A 19,372-nucleotide genomic window follows, 5' to 3' on the forward strand; every position below is an offset into this window, starting at 1 on the left:
GCTGGACGGCAGGCTCCCGGACACCCGCCCCGGCCGCACCACTGTCCAAGCGCCCATCCGCCTACTGGGCGGGCAGGGCGTCCGTGGAGACCGAGAGCATGAAGAGCTTGATCCGGTCTCCGTCCGCCACGAAGACGATCTCGTCCTCGTTGCCCGCGCGCTCGCTCCGGTTGCCGTAAACGGCCACGGCCCGCGGATCCTCGAACTGGTCGTAGACCCAGACCTTCTCCTCGGGCGTCACCTGCACTTTGCGCGCCCCCAGGGGCAGCAGGAAATCCCCGCTGCGCTTGAAGACCTGCACGCGGTGCGTGTCCGTGGTGTCCGCACCCGCTCCCGTGGCCGCGCGGCGGTCCAGCACGAACAGGCCCGTGGCCGTGTAGGCCATGTCGCGCGCCTCCTGGAACTGCCCGGGCGCCATCAGGCTGCGGCCCTGCAGGCTGAAGTCGAAGGACCAGTAGTCCAGCCCGGCGAACTCCTCCACGGTCAGGCGCTGGGCCTTCCAGTAGCCCTCACGCGGCGCGGCCTGGGTCAGGTAGAGGCTGCCCGCGGCGTCGGCGTCCAGCGAGAGCACCTGATCCACCGTCCCCACGCCCGTGCCGGAGTAGGCCACCACTTCCAGCGAGCCCGCCTGCACGTCGTAGAGGTAGACCACCGGCACGTCCGGGTTGGCCGTGAACAGCACGGCCGTAGGCTGCAGGCGCAGCCGGTTGATCCGGTTGCCGCCGGAGACGTTGTTGTTGGCCAGGAAGACCTCGCGCTTGCCCGCCCGACCCTTGGCCACGCCGTCCAGGCGCGTGGAGGCGGAGCCGGTCCAGATGACGCGCGGCTGCAACTGGGCCTGGAGCTCGGCGCTCTGCAGGTCGAGGCTGTCCACCCAGCTGAATTCCCAGTCCCGCAGACTGCGGTCGGCGATGGCGGCGGCCAGCTCGTCGGCCTCCAGCGTGTCCGCGGCGCCCGTGCGCTGGTTGACGCCGTAGGCCCGGCGCAGGCCCCACGTCAGGGTCTCGCGCCCGGCTTGCAGGTTCAGCGCCCAGAGGCTGGAGTCCCCGGCCACGGCGAAGAGCAGTTGTTCCGGCCCCACGGCCACGCTCTTCACGCCCGGCAGCTGGAAGCCCTCCAGCCCGGGAGTGTCCAGTTCCGTCAGGGCCTGGTCCCAGACGCTGATCCGTCCGCTGCCCGACTCCGCCACGTAGACGTGGCCGTCGTCGTCGATGAACAGGTCCGCGGGCTCCGCGCCGGCGGGTAGTTCGATCTGGCGGTTGAGGATCAGGTAGCTGGAGTCCCCGGCCCCGAAGCCCGTTTCCGCCACGCCCGCCACGCTGGGCAGGGGGTAGCGGTCCACGCTGCAACCCAGCAGGATCACAGCCAGAATCGTCAAGCCCGCCAAGCGGACGGGGCAACGCATGTGGTCAGCGCTCATGAAAGGCATCCTCTACCAATCGAACTGGGTGGAGAGCCGCCGGCTGTTGTTGAGCAAGCCGAACTCGCTGTAGCTGATGTCCAGGCGCACGCCCAGTCCCCAGTGCTCGAAGGACAGACCCGCGCCCGCGGTCCAACTCTCCTGGCCGCCGTTGAACTTCCAGCCGGCTCGCAGAAAGGTGGCGTGGCGCCAGTCGTACTCGAAGCCCAGGTCGTAGCTCTCGCTGTTGTCCACCGGGTGGTTGATCTGCAAAGCGCCCAGCAGGGAATGGTCCTCGATCTGCAGCAGGTGCATGGAGCTGCCCAGCCGGAAGATCGTGGGCGCCGAGAAGTCCTCGTAGCCCCGGGCGCGCGCATCGGCCTCCGCGGGCGTCCAGCTGCCCTCGGGCGTGAACTGCCCGCCGAAGTTGACCAGCGAGACGGCCACGGCCAGATCCTTCCAGCCCGTGCGGTAGTGCGTGCCCACGTCCAGCAGCAGGCCGTCCATGGTCACTTCGGCGATGTCCTCGCGCACGTAGCGCACGCTGACGCCGCAGCTGAACTGGTTGGTCAGCTGGAAGGCCCCGGTGGCCTGGAGGAACTGGTCGGTGAAGTAGAAACTGCGGCCGTCTCCGTCGGGGTGATCTTCCGTGGTGACGGCCATCTCGTCGGTGGCCAGCTGACCGTAGGCCAGGCCCACATGCAAGTTGGGGTTGAGTTCGCGCGTGTAGCCGAGCCAGGTGTAGTCGATATCCGCGGGCCACTCCAGGTGGTGCAGGGCCACGTGGTTGCCCTTGAGCGAACTGATGCCCGCCGGGTTCCAGTAGAGCGCGCTGGCGTCGTCCGCCACGCCCACGAAGGCCTGGGCCATCCCCTCGGCCCGCGCGCCCACGCCGATCTTGAGGAAGTTGAGCACGGTGGTGGCGGCCCGTTCCTCGCCGAAGTTGTGCACCAGCTCCTGGGCCCGCAGGGCGGGCGCCAGCAGGGGCAGCAGGCCCAGCATCACAAAGGCGACTTTCATGGGTGTCCCGTCTTGCTTGGGATTCCGGGCCTTCATCAGAACTGCACCGACACGCCGAACATCACCTGGCGCGGCTCCTTGTAGCGCGCCGGTGTGCCCGGCGGGCGCACGCGGTCGCGGGTCAGCTCGCTGGACCACGCGTAGTAGACGCGGTTGTTGGCCACGAAGGGATCCCCGTCTTCCCAGACCTCGCCGGTGAGCGGATTGATCCAGCTCGAGGAGGCCGGGCTCTTGAAGTTGAACAGGTTCTCCACCTCGCAGAACACGCGCAGGCTGCGGCCGCCCAGCTTGAAGTCCTTCCAGAGGCGGCCGTCCACCAGCGTGGTCATGGGGGTCAGCTCGGTGTTGGGTTTGGCCTCGCGGTCGCGGGGTTCGTCGTCCTGCGGGTTGTTCACGTCGCCCACGTCGATGTACTGCGGCGTGTAGCGCTGGCCGCTCTCGAGCTCGAGGCGCAGGTTGGCGCCCCAGCGATCGGGCAGTTGGAAATTGCCCAGCCGCGGGCCCTGGCCCTTGTCCACGTAGAGGCTTAGGTCGAAACTGGTGGCCAGCGGCTTGTCCCAGCGCAGGTAGCTCTCGCTCAGGTCCTCGTCGCGGCTGCCCGCCCGGGCCTCGTTCAGCAGGTTCTCCGCCGGCGAGCTGCTCTTGCCGGTCAGCACACTGTAGGAGAGGTTCCAGTTGAAGCTCCAGTACTCCTCGAAGCGGTGCCGCCAGGAGAGCTCCAGCCCGCGGCTGCGCGCGTAGTCGATGTTCCAGTACTGCGTGTAGCTGATGCTCCCGTAGCGCGGGTGGTTGCTGTTCACCGAGAAGGCCGTCACGTAGTTGAACATGTCCTTGTAGAACGCCGTCACCTGCAGCACGCTGTTGGAGTTGAACTTGTGCTTCAGCCCCACCTCGTAGGCCACCGTGGTGGTGGGGTTGAGGTTGGGGTTGCCGTAGAGCGAGGACTTGGACTTGTCCGTGGTCTTCAGCTTGGCGTAGACGTAGGCGTACTTGGGCCGCTGGCTGAAGTGCCCGTAGCTGAAGAACAGCATGTCGTTGTCGGTGACCGGGTGGCTGATGCCCAGGCGCGGGCTGAGCTGGGCCTTCCAGCGCCCGCCCAGGAAGCCGAAGGTCTCGTCGTGGAAGAGCTCGCGGCCGGCCTTGGTCATGACGGCGGTGGCCGAATCTTCCACGGCCCGCTCCACGTAGCTGCCCGGGCGCCAGAAGTCCAGCCGCAGGCCCAGGTTCGCGTTCATGCCCTTGTAGGTGATCTTGTCCTGGGCGTAGAGCGCGCCCGCCGTGGTCCAGGCGTGATACAAATCGAAGGCGCCGCCGGGGGCGTCCGCGGTGCCCAGCCAGGGATCCACCACGTGCAGCAGCTGCATCTCGCTGTTCTCGATCTCGAAACCCGACTTCAGCTCGTGGTCGCCCAGGTTGCTGGTGAGCGCGCCCTTGAGGGAGTGGGTCAGCACGCTATGGTCGTGCCAGTAGTCCGTGTCGCCCGAATCCCAGAAACCGTCGCCCTGGTAGATGGTGATCGAGCCGTCGGGGTTCTGCAGGTACCAGGTGGGATCGATGTCCAGCGGGCGCTCGTACTCGGTCCAGTGCTTGCCCGCGTCGGAGTGCTGGTTGATGAACACGAAGCCGTAGTAGAGGTCGAAGAAGGAGCGCTCGCTCAGGGTCTCCTTCCAGTTCAGCCCGCCCTGGCGCGACTCCTGGCTGAAGGTGTTGTAGCGGTCCAGGTTCTGCTGGTACTCGTAGGGATAGAAGCGCTTGTCCTCCACCAGCGTGGTGAAGTAGCCCTGGTTGAGCTGGAGGCTGCGCCCCAGCGAGCCCGTCAGTTTGCGCGTGGGCTTGGGCCGCCAGGTGAGCTTGCCCAGCGCCGAGACGTTGTTGTCCTCACGCAGGGCGAAGCGCTCCATCCAGTCCTGGTAGGGCTGCAGCTCGCGGGCGTGGGGCAGGTGCGTGTCGCCGAAGGAGCCGTAGCCGTTGAAGAACCAGGCCAGGCTGCCGGGCAGGCCCAAGGAGGGCAGCGGTCCGCCCATGCTGGCCTCAATGACGTCCTGGTTCTGGTTGTCCGTGGGCAGATCGAGGCCCAGGTTGTCGCGCTTCCAGGACATGGAGCCGAAGAACTCGTCGTCGCCCTCGCGCGTCTCCACGTTGATCACGCCACTCATGGCCTCGCCGTACTCGGCGTTGAAGCCGCCCGTGATCACTTCCACGTTCTTGACCGCCTCGGCGGAGAGGAAGACGCCCGTGCCCTGGCCGGAGACGGGGTCCTTCACCGACAGCCCGTCGATGATGTAGAGGTTCTCGTCGGCGCGCCCGCCGCGGATATGGACCTCGTTGTCGGACTTTGAGACGCCCGCCTGCTGGCTGACCACGTCCACGATGGTTTCCACCACCTGCGTCTGGATGGCCTCCAGGTCCACGTTGCTGGACGAGGAGGTGTTGTCCACCGCGTAGAGCGGCTTCTTGCCGATGATCACCACGTCCTCGCCCTTGAGGAAGCTCCTCTCCAGGGCGACGTTCTGCTCCTTGACCAGGCCGTCCACCACCATCACGCCGGTGGTCAGCACGGTCTTGTAGCCCACGCTGCTGAACTCCAGGTCCACCATCCCGGGCTTGATCCCCATGATGACGAACTGGCCCTCCAGGTCCGTGGCCGCGCCGCGGTAGGTGCCCTGCACGAGCACGTTGACGCCCGCCAGCGGCTCGCCCGTGTCCTTGTCCGACACCCGGCCGCGCACGCGGCCTTCCGCCCAGGCGGAGGCCGTGACACAGAGCAGCAGCAGGAGGCAGAGGAGCGGGGCCCCCCAGCCGGTCCGGCGTCGGGCGGTGCGATCGGGCTGCATGCGGTGCTCCAGGTTCATCGCGGGCCTACCAGTTGAATTCTTCATCGATCACCACCCGGAAGAGGCTGTCCAGGTTGTCCGCCTTGTGCAGCGGCACGCTGAAGTAGAGTTGCTTGGCCTTCTCCGGCCGGCCGTCGGCGGCTTGGCGGGCCGCCAGCGCGGCGCGCGGGCGCAGGGGCGGGCCGGCGGTCTCCGGCACGTAGTAGGATTCCACCGCCGAACTGTCGGGCCGGAAGCCGAAGCGCGGATATTCGCTTCCCGGGCTCATGAAGGAGACCGCCTCGCGCATGTGCAGCACCGGGTAGTGCTCGAAGCCCGGCGAGGGCAGCAGGGGGTGGCTGGGCAGGATGCGGTCGCGCTCGTCGGTCAAGCTGTCCACGGGCACGCAGATCCCGTCGAACAGGTAGGTGCCCCCCGAACTGGAGCGGCGCCCCAGGTCCGACGTGCTCATCAGCACGCGGCCGCCCCGGGCCATGAAGAGGTTCAGGTTGTCGCAGGCAGTCTCGTTCTGGGTGTTCTTCCAGCTGAACCAGAAGACCATCGAGAAGTCCTCGATGATCGACTGGAAGTCCTGCTCGTCGTAGGGCAGCCAGTCCGTGGCCAGCCAGAAGGTGTAGTCCTCGTGCTCCTGGAAGCCCATCCCCGCCAGCCCGGTCTTGATGTCCGGCACGCCGAGGGCTTCCTCGGCCGGGTCGTCGAAGACCACCAGCAGGCTGCCCACGGTGGGCTTGACGGCCCAGACCTGGGCGCGCCCGTCAGAAAGCGTGTCCTGGGGCCGCGGATAACTGAGGGTCTGGCTCCAGGCCTGGGCGATGTCCTGGGCCTTGACGAAGACCTTGTGCCCGCCGGGGGTGAGCTGCTCGGGGGTCAGCGGGATGCTGTTCAGGCCCAGGGGCAGCTCGGTCCAGCTGCTGGTGTCGTCCAGGGCCCAGAGGACGCGCGTGATGGTCTCGTTGCCGTCCAGGTCCCACACGTTGAAGTGGAAGGTGTTGTAGCCGAAGGTCCAGCAGGTGTCCAGGGCGGTGCCGGAGAGCAGCTCCTGGCTCATGGCCACCCAGTCCAGCCGCGGCTTCTGGTTGTAGGCCGGGAAGACGGTGACCGCCGGGGTGGGGTCCACGCTGCCCTCGTTGTCCACGGCCACGATCTCGAAGCGCACGGTCATCAGTTCCTGGGTGAGCAGGACGACGAAGGTGTCGCTCTCGGCCTCGGTGCTGTGCCAGACGGGGTTCCCCGCGCTGTCCACCTCCGTGGACCAGCGGTAGAGGTAGTGGTCGATCCAGCCGTCGGCGTCCTCGCCCCACCAGGACAGGCCCACGCGCGAGGTGCTGAGGCCCAGGGTATCCACCTGGGAGGAATCCGCGCGGAAGTAGCCCACGGAGAGGTGGGTCTGGGGCGGACGGTTGTCCAGTCGGCTGTCGTCCCCCTCGCGGGGCTCGCAGCCCAGCCAGACGACCAGGGGGATCAGGAGCAGCAGGGTCCAGCGGGCCATGGAATCCTCGTCAGCAATGAAGGGGGTAGGGACACGATGCATCGTGTCCCTACGCACCCGTTCGAATTACTTCACCAACAGGAGCTTGAGTTCGTCGGAGCGGCCCTCCGCCTCCAGCCGGGCGATGTAGAGTCCGCTGGCCAGGCCCGCGCCATCCAAGAGGGCCGTATGCCGGCCCGCCGCCTGCTGGCCGTCCACCAGCACGGCCACTTCCTGCCCGACCACGTTGTACACGCTCAGGCGCAGGTTGGTGGCCCGACCCAGGCTGTACTCGATGCTCGTGGCAGGGTTGAAGGGATTGGGCACGGCGGCCGTCAGCTGGAAGTCCAGCGGCTGCTCCACCGGCCCCACGCCGTCCAGGTTGACGAAGTCGGCGTTGTCGCGCGGGGCGATCTTCCATGCGCCGAAGTTGTAGGTGATCATGCCGCGCAGGGCGTCCATCTGCGATCCGGCGTGCAGGGCCACGTCCCAGATCCCCAGGTTGTCCAGGATGATCTGATTGCCCTGACCGTCCTGCACCAGCCACTCGCCGAAGCCCACGCTGTCCACCACGGCGATGTCCGCCAATTCCACCAGCACGCTCTCCCAGCCCTCGGGCGCCGCCAGGATGGTGGCCAGGCTGACCTGGGCGAGGGACTCGACGTTGCCCGACGACTCCAGCGTGTAGGCGCTGATGTTGGAGAGCTCCGTCAAGCCGTTGTACTCGGTGATGGTCCCCGTGAGGGTGATCCGGTCCCCGCGCTCCAGCTGGGCCATGAAGACCGGGTGGCTGTTGTTGTTGTAGAGGTACATGGCGTGGTTGACGCCCACATCCTCGGCCAGGATGTAGTTGCGGTAGGTGTCCTCGGGCGTGAAGCCGAAGTCCGTGTAGCCGAAGGTGATGGTACCCGTCAGCGTGGCCTCGTGGCACTGGAAGTGGCTGGCGCCATCGGGATAGGTCTCGCCCTGGACCTGGGCGCAGGTGGTGGGCGCGACGCCCGTCACGTAGATCTGCGGGAAGGCGGCGGCGTCGGGGCCTTCCGCCGGATGCCGGCTCACGTTGCCCTCGTCGTCCAGGGCGTGGTAGTAGACCTCCACCAGCGAGCCTTCGGGCTGGGCGGGCAGGTCGGACGTGAACAGCACGGGGTTGGAGAGGTCGCGCGTCAGCGGATACTCGGTCCAGGCGCCGCCGTTGACGCGGAAGTAGACGAAGGCCTCGTCGATGGCCGTGTCATCCGACAGGTTGGCCGTGATGTGCACCAGGTCGCTGGGCGTGACACCGCAGGGGCCGATGGTCGTGCCGCTGATGATGGGCGGGCCCACGGCCAGGACCAGGTCCGCGATGTCGCGGGGCATGACGTTGTACTGCCCGTAGACGTGGTAGATCACGCCCTTGATCAGCTCGAACGTGGAGCCCAGCGGCGGGCGCCCGTAGTCGCTGAGGCCCGCGGCGGCTGTGCGGATGATCGCCCGGTTGCCCTCGGGATCGGCCACGGTGAACTGGCGGTAGGAAGGCGGCGCGCTGATGTCCACCACCACGGCGTCGTGGATCTCCACCAGCATGCTCTCGTAGATCTCGCCTACGTGTTCGTTGTGCCGAACGCGGTCCAGGTACCACATGTCCACGAAGACCGGCTCCGGCAGCGCGTGCTCGTACCCCAGCACCTCCACGTAGACGGAGGGATCCAGCGGGATGAGTTCGGTCATGTTGGCCACGCCGTTGGCGTCGGTGGTGCGGTACTCGCTCACCACGCCCGTGATGCGCAGCAGGTCGCCCACGAAGACGTCGAACATGTCGGGGTCGGGGTGATAGACCAGCACGCCGCCGTACTCCACGCCCAGCGTGTCGATCAGGTAGAAGCTGGAGTGGCTGCCCGAATAGAAGTGTTCGGACGAGGAGAGCGCCACGCCCACCACCGTCACCGTGTCCCCGCAATGGCCCGAGCTGTCGGGGCCGAAGGCACCGGGCATCTGCAGCTGGCTGATGCTCAGCTCCTCGTAGGCGAACACCGAGCCCGCCAGCAACAGGAGCGCGAAAATCCAGGACTTCATCTGGTCCTCCTTGGGATAGGCCGCTTCGGGCGGCTCTTTTGTTTCAGGGCAGGCGTCGACCGACAGGGTCGTCGCGCTATTTGATCACGGCGAACTTGCCGATCTCAGTTTTTCCCGTGGCCTTGTCCTCCACCGAGAACAGGTAGAGGCCGGTGGCGATGGCCTGGTCGTGGCGGCTCACCAGGTCCCAGGCGTGCTCGCCGCCGCTGAACACGAAGGGCGCGTCCGCGCCGCTGGCGCCGTTCACCTGCTGGAGCACGTTGCGGATCAGCTCCACATCCTCACCCTGGTAGGTGGCGGCGTCATGTTCGAAGGAGTCCACGAAGTCCCCGGCCAGGGTGAAGATGCTCACCGTGCAGCGCGCCGGCAGGTGCGTGAACCAGAGCACGCGCTCGTAGGGACCACTGCCGTCCCAGCTGGCGCGGCCGCGGTAGGGATTGGGATAGACGCCGGGCTTCAGGTCCACGCCGTCGCCGGGCAGGTCCGCCAGGCCGCCCGGAAAGACGAAGGACCAGTTCTCCTTGACGTCCGATTCCAGGCTGGGCAGGTTGTTCTCCGGCAGGCCGTGGTCGTAGGAGGAGACCGCCACCCAGTTGCCCTCGGGCCGTCCGCTGGGCAGGTTCTCCAGCCGGAAGGCGTAGTGGTACCAGCGCCCCTCCACCTCGACGGAATCCGCGTCCACGCCCAGCGCGTGGCGCACGCCGATGTCCGCCAGCCCCGTGTTGGGCCAGATCTCGTTCTCGATGTCGAACTGGGCCACCAGCGTGCGCGTGCCGCCGGCTCCCGGGGTGCGCAGGCTGCTGTAGATGCGGTAGCCCTCGAAGTCCGCCACGCCCAGGATCGGGTCCACGAAGTGCTCGGGATCATTGCGCCAGTAGAGGGTCATCTCCCGCTCGCCGGCCACCACGGCCAGGGCCGGGCCGGGAGGCGGATTGGGCAGCAGGTAGCGGTCCAGCACGCCGTCGGCGTCCAGGTCCTCTTCCCCGTCCAGTTGGCCGTTGCGGTTCTTGTCCTCGCCGTCCCAGGCGATGCGCGCCCAGGTGGTGTTGGCCACCAGCGGCTGGGCCATGGTCTGCAGGTTCTTCAGGCCGCTCAGCGGATCGTCGGGGCTCACCGGGCTGGCCAGGAAGTCCCGGCTGCCGCAGGCGATGGCGAACACGGCGTTGCAGCTCTCCCCCGGCAACAGGTGGCCGAAGCTCCCGGCGCCGGCGAGCATCATCCAGCTGCCTGTGTTCTCCGTGCCGTAGGGAAAGCTGGCGTCGGCCAGATTCGCCCGCTCCTGCAGGGCCTGGAAGCGTTCGGCGTCGTTGGCCGGCGTGTTGAGCGGCCAGTCGGGGTTGCCCGAAGTGTTCCACTCCCAGCTGGTGGCCGCGGGCCGGATGGTGCGGGGGTCCGCCACGTGGGGGCCGGAGCCGCCCAGGAAGCGGCAGCCCAGGATGCTCTCGCTGTAGCCGTTGTCGCCGTCGGCGTCGTAGCCCACGGCCATCCAGATGCTGTCGCCCTGGGCCGGACTGGGCTCGTCGGTCAGCACCACGCCCGCCAGGTTGTCGTACCAGGACCAGCCGCCCCGGCCGGGCGCGTAGTAGTTGGTCAGGTTGAAGTTGCCTACCGCCTCGTCGATCCAGTAGCCCACGCGCAGGCTGTCGATGGTCCAGCCCGTCCCGGCGGGGTCCATCTCCCCGCTGATGTTGGTGATGGTCAGGTCGAGGATGACGAAGGCGTCGGCGTAGCTGTAGTTCCAGGCGTGGGTGTTCAGGTCCACGCGCAGGCCCAGCGGGTTGTGGTTGGTGATCTCCTCGCCCGTGGACGGCACCACACGGCTGGTGTCCGTGAAGCTGATCAGGAAGTCCTGGTGGCTGATGGCCTGACCGCTGAAGTACTCGCTGTCGGTGAAGGTCGAACGGATCCGCACCGTGTCGCCCGTGGCCGTCGTGTTGTTCCACTCCCAGCCTTCGCCGCCGAAGGTGCCGTCCATCACCGAGGTGGAGACGCGGGCCTCCCCGTCCACTTTGCCGCCCACCCAAAGGCCGCCGTAGGAGAAGTGCTCCACCTGTTCGAAATCCAAGCTGGAGTACTGTTTGTAGAGGCAGGAGGGCTGGCCCTCGATGTTGTAGCCGTGGCCGATCACGCCGAAGTTGGTGATGGTCAGGCCCAACTCGCCCACGGACGTGTACTTGGTGTAGTCGTCCGCGCCGTGAATGACCAGGGCGCAACCCAGGATGCCCAGTAGAGCGAGGCTTCTCTTCATGTGCGGCGTCAGTCCCCAAAGGGTGGAGCAGCGGCCCGGGCGACCCTCGTCCGGGGGGCGTGGCCTTCCACTTGTTAAAACAGGGTGCGAAAGGGTCATGAATGTAGCATGAGGAGTCCCGCGGAGCGAGGCGCCGGGTGGCGCCATTGGGGCTCCCAGCCGCGGAATCCGCCGCGCCGAACCCGACCGCTCCGCGCAGATCGGCGGTTCGGCTCAGCCCGGACCGGCCAACACCTGGCGGAAGCGTTCGGCCTTGAGCCGGCTCTCCGCCTCCTCGGCGGCTGGCCGGGAATCGCACGTGATCCCGCCGCCGGCCAGCAGGCGCAGCTGCCCGCCCTCCAGCAGAGCCGTCCGGATGGCCACGTTGAACAGGAAATCCCCGGTCGGCTCCACGCGCCCCAACGCCCCCAGGCAGGGTCCGCGGGGCGCAGATTCCAATTGGGTGATGCGCTCCATGGCCCGCAGGCGCGGGCAGCCCGTGATGCTGCCGCTGGGAAAGGCGGCGCGGAAGATCTGCGCCAGCCCCTGGCCGGGCCGCAGCCGGCCGCGGATCCGCGCGCAGGTGTGGAGCAGGCTGGGCAGGGCCAGGATCGCGGGCCAGGGGCCCACCTGCACGCTGCCCGGCCGGCAGACCCGGCTCAGGTCGTTGCGCAGCAGGTCCACGATCATCGCCAGTTCGGCCCGATCCTTCTCCGAGGCCAGCAGCCAGGCGGCCGCCCGGCGCCGGGCCTCGCGCAGCGGACCCGCGGGCAGGGCGACGGTGCCCTTGATGGGCTGGGCCCGCAGGTGCTCGCCCTGACGTTCCAGAAACAGTTCGGGGGAATCGCAGACCAGGGCCCGCCCACGCTCCTCGAACAAGGCCTGGTAGCCCGCAACCCCGGCGTCGCCAGCCCGCAGCCGGGCGAAGAGCCAGGGCGCGTCCCGCGTGGCCAGCGGCGCGTGGAAGGCCTGCACGAGGTTGACCTGGTAACAGTCGCCGGCCTCGATCCAGCGCCGGATGCGCGCCACGCCCCGCCGGAACTCCGCCGGCGGGCGCTCGGCCTCCAGCCCGCGGCTCCGCGTCCGGGCCGGCGCGACGGGCGCCCTCCACTCCGCCGGCGGCAGGCCTGCCAGGGGCAGGTCCTCCTGCTCCTGGAAAAAGGTGAAGGCCAGCAGGGGCCAGCGGGACGGCGCCCCCGCGACGGCGGGGAAGTCCTCCAGCAAGTGGGCGTATTCGTAGGCCACCCAGCCCAGGCCCGGCAGGCCCAGGGCGCGGGCCCGTTCCTCCACCAGGTCCAGGGGATCCGCCGTCCTAAGCTTCCAACGGCCCTGGGCCCAGTGTCGCAGGCGGGGCGCCCCAGGCGGGCCGTCCAGCAGCACGCGCTCCAGGGGCCGGCAGGCGCGCCGGGCGAATCCGCCGAAGGGTCCCAGCCAGGCGCGCGGCAGGGGCGAAGCCAGGTGCCGGGCCCAGAGGGCGCCGAGCAGATCGGGCCGTGCGCGGGTCATGGGCTAGCGCAGAGCCGCGGCGACCATGCGCGTCAGCAATTCGGGAAAGTCCCAGCCCCGTGCGGCGGCGGCCTTGGGTACCAGGCTCTTGTCCGTCATGCCCGGCGTGATGTTGATCTCCAGGCAGAAGGCCTCGCCCGCCGGATCGAGGCGCCAGTCCGTGCGCGTGGCGCCCCGGCAGCCCAGGCTGGCGTTGAGGCGCCGGGTCCAGTCCGCCAGCCGGGTGACCAGCCGGGGATCCAGCTCCGCCGGGCAGAGGTAGTCCGTGCCGCCCGAATACTTGCGCCGGTAGTCGTACCAGCCGCCGTCCCGGGGCCGGATCTCCACCGGGGGCAGGGCTTCGCCGTCCAGCCAGGCGACGGTGAGTTCCCGGCCGGGGATGTAGGCTTCCACCAACGCGTCGTCGCCCAGCTCGAACACCTGCTCCAGCGCCCGCTTCAGCTCCGCGCGCTCTTCGACGATGCTGACGCCCACGCTGGAACCCATCCGGTTGGGTTTCACCACCAGGACGCCTGCGGGCAGATCCGCCGGGTTTGCGCCCCGCGGCACCAGCCGGCCCGCCGCCACGGGAATCCCCAGGGCCGACAGCCAGAAGCGCGTGCGCTCCTTGTCCATGGCCAGGGCCGAGGCCAGGCTGGGGCTGGATGTCAGGGGAATCTCCAGCAGCTCGCAGAGCCCGGCCAGCCGGCCGTCCTCGCCGAAGCCGCCGTGCAGGCAGTTGAAGACCAGCTCCGGGGCCTCGGCGCGCAGGCTGGCCACCAGCGCGGCCACGCGCGCGGCACCCAGCGAATTCAGATCCGGGCTCTCCTCCCCCGGACCCGCGCCGAAGGGGAAGTCCTCCAGCGCGTGCACGGCCCCAGGGAAGAGGGGATCCAGCAAGCGCAGGGGATGGCCCAATTCCGCCAGGGCCCGGGCACAGGCCCGGCCGCTGGCCAGAGAGACGTCGCGCTCGCCGGACTCGCCGCCCAGCAGCAGCAGGAGGCGCGGCTTCATCGCGGGCCCTCCAGCCGGCGCCGGGCGCTTTCCACGGTGTTCTTCAAGAGCATGGCGATGGTCATGGGACCCACGCCGCCCGGCACGGGCGTGATGGCCCGGCAGCGCGGCGCCACGGCGTCGAAATCCACGTCCCCCACCAGCCGGCTGCCCTTGGGCGCGGCGGGATCCTCGATGCGGTTGATGCCCACGTCCACCACCACGGCCCCCTCTTTCACCATGTCCGCGCTGACGAAGCGCGCGCGGCCGATGGCCGCCACCAGGATGTCCGCGCGCCGGCAGTGCTCGGCCAGGTCCCGGCTGCGGCTGTGGCAGACCGTGACCGTGGCGTCGGCGCCCTCGCCCTTCTGCATCATCAGGCTGGCCAGCGGCTTGCCCACGATGTTGGAGCGCCCCAGCACCACCACGTGCGCGCCCGCCGTGGAAATGCCCGAGCGTCGCAGCAGCTCCACGATGCCCGCGGGCGTGGCCGGGGCGAAGGCTCCGGGCAGCCCGGCCAGCACGCGGCCGACGTTGATGGGATGGAAGCCGTCCACGTCCTTGTCCGGGCGGATGCGCTCCAACACCTCCTGCTCGTTCAAGTGGCTGGGCAGCGGCAGCTGCACGAGGATGCCGTCAAAGGCCGGATCGGCGTTGAGCAGGTCCACCAGCGCCAACAGGCGCTCGCGCGGGCAATCGCCGGGCAGGCGGAAGACCTCGCTGTGCAGGCCGGCCACTTGGCAGGCCTTGTGCTTGCTGCGCACGTAGACCTGGCTGGCCGCGTCCTCGCCCACCAGCACGGCGGCCAGTCCCGGGGCCCGGCCGTGACGCTGCGACAGGGCGGCGGCCTCCAGGCCGACCTCGCCGCGCAACTCCTCCGCCAGGGCCTTGCCGTCGATCAGGGTGATCATGGTTCTCTCCCGCTGCTTGTTGCCCGCAAGATCATGAAGTCGACAGTGGAAGCCGAGTCCGCCCCAGCGCGCGCTCCCGGTACCCGCCCGCGTAGTGCAGGAAGACCGTCAGGTCGTAAAGGCGCTCGGGAAAGGGCAGGCCCAGCGCCTCCAGCCACACCAGCAGGCGCTGCAGGCCCAGGGCCCGGGCGAGGATCAGCGCGGGCAGCGGCCGCCCGCCCAGCCGCGCGGGCAGCAGTCGATCCAGCTGCAGCAGTCCCAGCAAGGCGGGATGGCGCTCCACCAGCAGGGCCAGCCCCTCCCGGCCCAGGCTCTCCAGATTTTGGCAGTGGCGGGCGAAGGAGCGCTCCTGGGCGTGCAAGGCGCGGGCCCGGCGGCAGTAGACCAGCCGGCCGCCGGCGGCCTCCAGCTTCAGGCCCATGTCGATGTCCTCGCCGCCCCAGCCGCGCAGGCGCTCGTCGAAGGGACCCGCGGCTTCCAGCAGGCTCCGGTGGACACAGGAGTTGCAGGTGTAGAAGTAGCGCGCCGGCATGGCCGCCTGCTCGCGGTACTTCCAGGGACCGCGGGTCTCCAGGTAGCGCTGGTAGCGTCGCAGGGCGGCCCGCCGCTCGGCCTCCGCGCCGGGCTCGCCCGCCAGCAGGGCCGCGCCGGGCTCCTCGTCGGGCCGGGCCTCGTAGACCATCTCGCCCACCGCCACCACCTCCGGATCCCTGGCGCAGTCGGCCAGAGCGCGCAGCCAGTCCGGGGCCACGCGCAGGTCGGCGTCCAGGAAGCAGAGCCAGCGGCCGGTGGCCACGGCCAGCGCCGCGTTGCGCGCTGCGCTGCGCCCGCGGTTCTCCGGCAGATCCACCACGCGCAGGGGCAGGGCGCTCCAGGCGCCGGCGGCCACGAGGGAGTCCAGCCCGCCCGCCAGGCCGGTGGCGCCGCCCGCGTCGCAGCGTCGGCCGCGCTCCAGCAGTTCGCGGCTGCCGTCGGTGGAGCCGTCCAGGGCCACCACCACCTCCCAGGATCCGGCGGGCGCCGTCAGGCGGCACAGGGAATCCAGACAGCGCGCCAGGCGCGGCCCGTCGTTGTAGGAGGGGATGATGACGCTGTAGTCCACGGGCAGCGGTTCCTGAAGCGGGCGCTCGTCGGCAGGCCGGGCCCGGCGCGGATCGCCAGTTTCCCGGGCGGCGCAGGCGCGGACGGCGCAGTTGTTCTGATTGCTGAAAATGGACAGTGGGCCCTCCCACCGCCCCCCACCCGCCCGGGGAACCTCGCCCCCGCCGGATTGATCCCCGTATCCCCCCGCCAACTGCCGGTCCCCCGCGCGACCGTCCACCCCGTCTGGCTTCTCGCCGGCTCGCCGGCGCCGCGGGCCCACCCTGTCCAGCCCTTGGGGCGCCTCAGCCGCGCGTCACGCCGCTCCGGACCTCCCGGCCTTCCACCAGTGCCAGGAAGCGCGCCTCCTCCCGTTCCCAGCAGAGTTCCGCCGCCGCCGCGCCCAGCGCCACCTGCCAGCCCACCGCGCGCTCCGGATCCAGCAGCTCCGCCAGGCGCGTGGCGATGGCCTGCGGATCCGCGGGATCGGCGCAGCGCCCCACGCCGCGCCCCAGCACCACCGCGGCCAGCTCGGGCAAGGGCGAGGCCAGCACCGGCAGGCCGGCCTGGATGTACTCGAACAATTTGTTGGGCAGCAGGTAGCGGTAGGAGAGCCCCAGATCCGGCACCAGCACCACGCCCGCGTCCGCTCCGCGCAACAGGGCGTCCAGCCGCTCCGGCGCGACCTTGCCGGGAAAGTGCAGGCGGCCGCCCCAGGCCAGCCCGGCCGCGTGCCGCCGGTGCGTCTCCAGCTCCGGGCCCTCGCCCAGCAGGACCAGTTGCACCCCGGGCAGGCGGCCCAGCGCCTCCTGCAGGGGACGGAAGTCATAGCCGGGCCAGAAGCCCCCGGCGTAAACCACCACGGGCCCTGCGTCCAAGCCGGGCAGCAGCGCGCGCAGGGCGTCCCGCCGCTCGGGGGCGCGCGGCTGGAAACTGCGAACGGGCAGGTTGCGCACCACGCCCACGCCCGCCACGCGGTGGTCGTGTTCCAGGGCCCGGGCGATGCTCCCGCAGACGGCCCACGAGGCGTCGGCGCGCCGCATGCCCCAGCCCTCGGCGGCGTTCCAGAAGGCGCGCACGGCCGGACGCTCGCGGATGGTGGGCAGCTCGCAGTAGTACTCGCGGGCGTCGTAGAGCAGGCGGAACTCGCGCCGCAGCCGGGCCAGGCGCGCGGGCAGCAGGGCGGGCGGATCCACCGCCAGCACGCAGTCCGGGCGCTCGCGCAGGATCAGCCCGTGGAACCAGTGCATGAAGCGCAGGAAGTAGGCCTTGCGCCGGCCGGCGCGTGGATTCTCCAGCCGGTGCAGGGTCCGGTCCCGCCAGAAGGCCGAGCGCGGCGAACTGCCGTTGTCCACCCAGGTGACGGCGACCTGGTGGCCGGCCCGCTCCAGCGCGTCCACCATGCGCTCCTGACGCCGCTCGTGGCTGAGTTCGGAGAGCAGGCCGATCAGCACACGCACGGCTGGCTCTCCCGTCCGGCCGGCCGCTCCCGGGGCGCGTCGGCTCTTCCCGCCAGGCCCCGGGCCGCCAGCCGGGCCTCGCGCTCCAGCCAGTAGGCGGACACATCGCCCAGCGAGGCCGTCCAGCAGTCCCGGCGCGCCAGCACGCCCAGCAGCTCCTCGAAGAGCTCGCGCCGCCCGGGGAAATCCGCCCGGCAAAGGGTGTGCGGATGCCAGTTGAGGGTGAGCAGACCGCGCACCCGGCGCACCTGCTCGAGCGCGTCCTGGGCCAGGCGCGCGGCGGCGGGAAGCTCCAGTCCCTGCTCGTCGAAGAGCTGGCTGTCCATCAGGACCAGCGGCAGCTCCAGGAGGCGCCGCGGGGCGCCGTCGGCCGCCGTGGGATGGAAGGGCAGGCTGGTGCCCGCGCGGAAGCCCGGCCGGTCGTTGAAGCCCAGGCTGCTGTCCACGAGGAAGCCGGCGCGCTCCTGGGCCTCCCAGGTCCGCTCCACGTCGAAACGCAACCAGTGCTGGCGTGTGACAGGCGAACTCTGGCCGCTCAGGCTTTCCAGACGCTGGCGCTGGACGCGCAGGCGCTCAGCGGAGCGGTGGCTGCTCCAGCCGCCGTGCAGGGCAGTCTCGAATCCGCGTTGGCGCAGGCGCAGCAGCAGTCCGCGCACCTGGGCACGGTCCAGATGGTAGCGGAAGGTCTGGTGGTCGCGGGGTTCGGCCAGGAAGAGCAGGGTGGAGTGCAGGCCGCGGCGCTCCTCCAGGTCCAGCAGTTCGTCCACCAGGAACCAGGGGTCGCGCCCCCCGCGCAGGCGCTGCAGCAGCTCGCGCCAGCGCCGGGCCAGGCCTGGCAGGTCGCCGCCCAACGCCCGGGGCGGCGTCTCCAGCAACAGGCGCAGGACGCTGCGGAAGCGCCACTTGAAGAGCATGTCCACGTCGTGGCTGAGGGCCACGGCCCAGCGCGCGCCGCCCGGCCAGCGCTCCTCGGCGACGGGGCCGCCGGCGCGCTCCTCCAGGTCCAGCAGCCGGGCCAGCAGCAGCACCAGCCGGTCCACCCAGGGCGTCAGCGCCAGGGCCTTCTCCTCGGAGGGCAACTCGTCCACCCGCGCGTTGCGCCAGGCCGCGGCGGCCGGGCCGCGCTCCGCGGCGCGGGCCAGGCTCCAGCCGAGCGGACCCAGCACGTCGAAACCCAGCCGGAACAGGGTCTGGCGGCCCCGGCTGGCCCAGCTGACGGGCGTGCCGCCGCCCAGGTAGTGCCAGGGCAGGTCGTCGCTGTCCGGATAGCGTTCCAGTTCGCCAAAGACAGGGAGCGGCCCGGGCTCGATCCACTCCCGACGCGGTTGCGGGAGGGCGGCGGGCCGGGGCGCGTGCAGCACCAGCCGGACCTCGGTCAGGTCCAGGCCGCAGGGAACAGGCCCCAGCACCAGCAGACGCTCGGACAGCGGCTCGTCCGGCGCCAGGATCCGCACGGGCACGCCCAGGGCGGATTCCAGGAAGGTGAGCCCGGCGCGGAGCTCCGGCGGCAGGGGACCGCTGGTCAGGACTCCGACACTGGCTGGACGTGGTTCGAGCATGGCGAAAAGTAGGATTCGGCAGGCGCCGATGGCGCCGCTGCCGGGTCGCGCCCTGGGGGCCGGGCAGAACCGGCGGCGCAGCGGGCGGACCGTCAGTCCGCCAGGAAGGTCTCGATCTCGCGCAGGGCGGCCTGGGGGGCCTCCAGGGTGGAGAGGTGGCCCACGTTGCCCGGGATCACGCCCCACTGTCCGCGCGGGGCCAGGGCCGCCATCCGGCGTTGGAGATCCGGCGGGGTCAGGCTGTCCTGGGCGCCCGTGAGACAGAGCAGGGGCCCCTGGAAGGCGGCCAGCGTCCCGCTCTGATCGCGGCGCGTGAGCAGGGTGCGCAGTTGCCGGGCGTAGAGGGCCGGGCCCAGCCGGCGGAACATGTGGCGCACGCGTTCGCCGTGGTCGCGCCGGCTCTGTTCGCTGAGCAGGCTGGGCAGGAAGCTCTCCAGCACCTGCTCCATCCGGCCCTCCTCCAGTTGGCGGATCGTCTCCAGGCGCGCGGCGCGTCCGTCCTCGTCGTCGGCCGTGTGCCGCGTGCCCAGCAGCAGCAGGCGCCGGACCGCGCTGGGGCAGCGGCTCGCCGCCTCCAGGGCGACGGCACCGCCCATGGACAGGCCGCCCAGGTCCACGCTGCGCAGGCCCAGCGCGCCCACCATGGACAGCAGCTCCACGGCGGCGTCGCGCAGGCTCTCTTCGCCCTCGGACTGGAAGATCATCACCCGGCGGCGGCGCGAGAGCCGGTCCGCCTGGCCGGCGAACAGCTCCTCGTCGCACATCAGGGCGCAGACCAGCACCAGCGGCGTCCCGCTCCCGCGATCACTCAACAGCTTCATGCCGCCGTCCTTTCCACGGAAGCGCCGCCCGGGGGGACGGCGCATTCCCGCTCCAGCTTGACG

Annotated in this window: 13 protein-coding genes; all 13 read right to left on the reverse strand. The window is 70.3% G+C overall.

Translation table 11 applies throughout. The annotated features are described in order from the left end of the window. Positions 1-61: 61 nt before the first annotated feature. Positions 62-1,420: a hypothetical protein gene (locus tag WC326_11340; protein ID MFA7331653.1), complete on the reverse strand. Its 1,359-nt coding sequence runs from the start codon at positions 1,418-1,420 to the stop codon at positions 62-64. A gap of 12 nt (positions 1,421-1,432) precedes the next feature. Then, positions 1,433-2,419 carry a PorV/PorQ family protein gene (locus WC326_11345; protein MFA7331654.1) on the reverse strand — a complete coding sequence of 329 codons (987 nt, stop codon included), beginning with the start codon at positions 2,417-2,419 and terminating at the stop codon, positions 1,433-1,435. A 35-nt stretch (positions 2,420-2,454) separates the two neighbouring features. Next, a complete protein-coding gene (locus WC326_11350; GenBank protein ID MFA7331655.1) occupies positions 2,455-5,253 on the reverse strand; it encodes a TonB-dependent receptor in 2,799 nt (932 codons plus the stop codon). A gap of 25 nt (positions 5,254-5,278) precedes the next feature. Continuing rightward, positions 5,279-6,742 (reverse strand): hypothetical protein, encoded by a 1,464-nt coding sequence (locus tag WC326_11355; GenBank protein MFA7331656.1) that lies wholly within the window; start codon positions 6,740-6,742, stop codon positions 5,279-5,281. Positions 6,743-6,808: 66 nt separating this feature from the next. Further along, positions 6,809-8,773 (reverse strand): T9SS type A sorting domain-containing protein, encoded by a 1,965-nt coding sequence (locus tag WC326_11360; protein ID MFA7331657.1) that lies wholly within the window; start codon positions 8,771-8,773, stop codon positions 6,809-6,811. 76 nt (positions 8,774-8,849) lie between these two features. Then, positions 8,850-11,021 carry a hypothetical protein gene (locus WC326_11365; GenBank protein MFA7331658.1) on the reverse strand — a complete coding sequence of 724 codons (2,172 nt, stop codon included), beginning with the start codon at positions 11,019-11,021 and terminating at the stop codon, positions 8,850-8,852. 213 nt (positions 11,022-11,234) lie between these two features. After that, a complete protein-coding gene (locus WC326_11370) occupies positions 11,235-12,506 on the reverse strand; it encodes a chorismate-binding protein (protein MFA7331659.1) in 1,272 nt (423 codons plus the stop codon). A 3-nt stretch (positions 12,507-12,509) separates the two neighbouring features. Next, positions 12,510-13,499 carry a D-alanine--D-alanine ligase gene (locus WC326_11375; protein ID MFA7331660.1) on the reverse strand — a complete coding sequence of 330 codons (990 nt, stop codon included), beginning with the start codon at positions 13,497-13,499 and terminating at the stop codon, positions 12,510-12,512. After that, entirely contained in the window at positions 13,496-14,389 is an 894-nt protein-coding gene (folD, locus tag WC326_11380; protein ID MFA7331661.1) for a bifunctional methylenetetrahydrofolate dehydrogenase/methenyltetrahydrofolate cyclohydrolase FolD, read from the reverse strand. The genes WC326_11375 and folD overlap by 4 nt, the downstream gene beginning before the upstream one ends. A gap of 31 nt (positions 14,390-14,420) precedes the next feature. Next, positions 14,421-15,491: a glycosyltransferase gene (locus tag WC326_11385; GenBank protein ID MFA7331662.1), complete on the reverse strand. Its 1,071-nt coding sequence runs from the start codon at positions 15,489-15,491 to the stop codon at positions 14,421-14,423. 283 nt (positions 15,492-15,774) lie between these two features. Next, positions 15,775-16,929 carry a glycosyltransferase gene (locus WC326_11390; protein MFA7331663.1) on the reverse strand — a complete coding sequence of 385 codons (1,155 nt, stop codon included), beginning with the start codon at positions 16,927-16,929 and terminating at the stop codon, positions 15,775-15,777. Then, positions 16,917-18,488 carry a polysaccharide deacetylase family protein gene (locus WC326_11395; protein ID MFA7331664.1) on the reverse strand — a complete coding sequence of 524 codons (1,572 nt, stop codon included), beginning with the start codon at positions 18,486-18,488 and terminating at the stop codon, positions 16,917-16,919. Before WC326_11395 ends, WC326_11390 begins: the two co-directional genes overlap by 13 nt. Before the next feature lie 92 nt (positions 18,489-18,580). After that, positions 18,581-19,309 (reverse strand): alpha/beta hydrolase, encoded by a 729-nt coding sequence (locus WC326_11400; GenBank protein MFA7331665.1) that lies wholly within the window; start codon positions 19,307-19,309, stop codon positions 18,581-18,583. Positions 19,310-19,372 lie beyond the last annotated feature (63 nt).

The organism is Candidatus Delongbacteria bacterium (assembly GCA_041675285.1).
Classification (GTDB): domain Bacteria; phylum CAIWAD01; class CAIWAD01; order CAIWAD01; family CAIWAD01; genus CAIWAD01.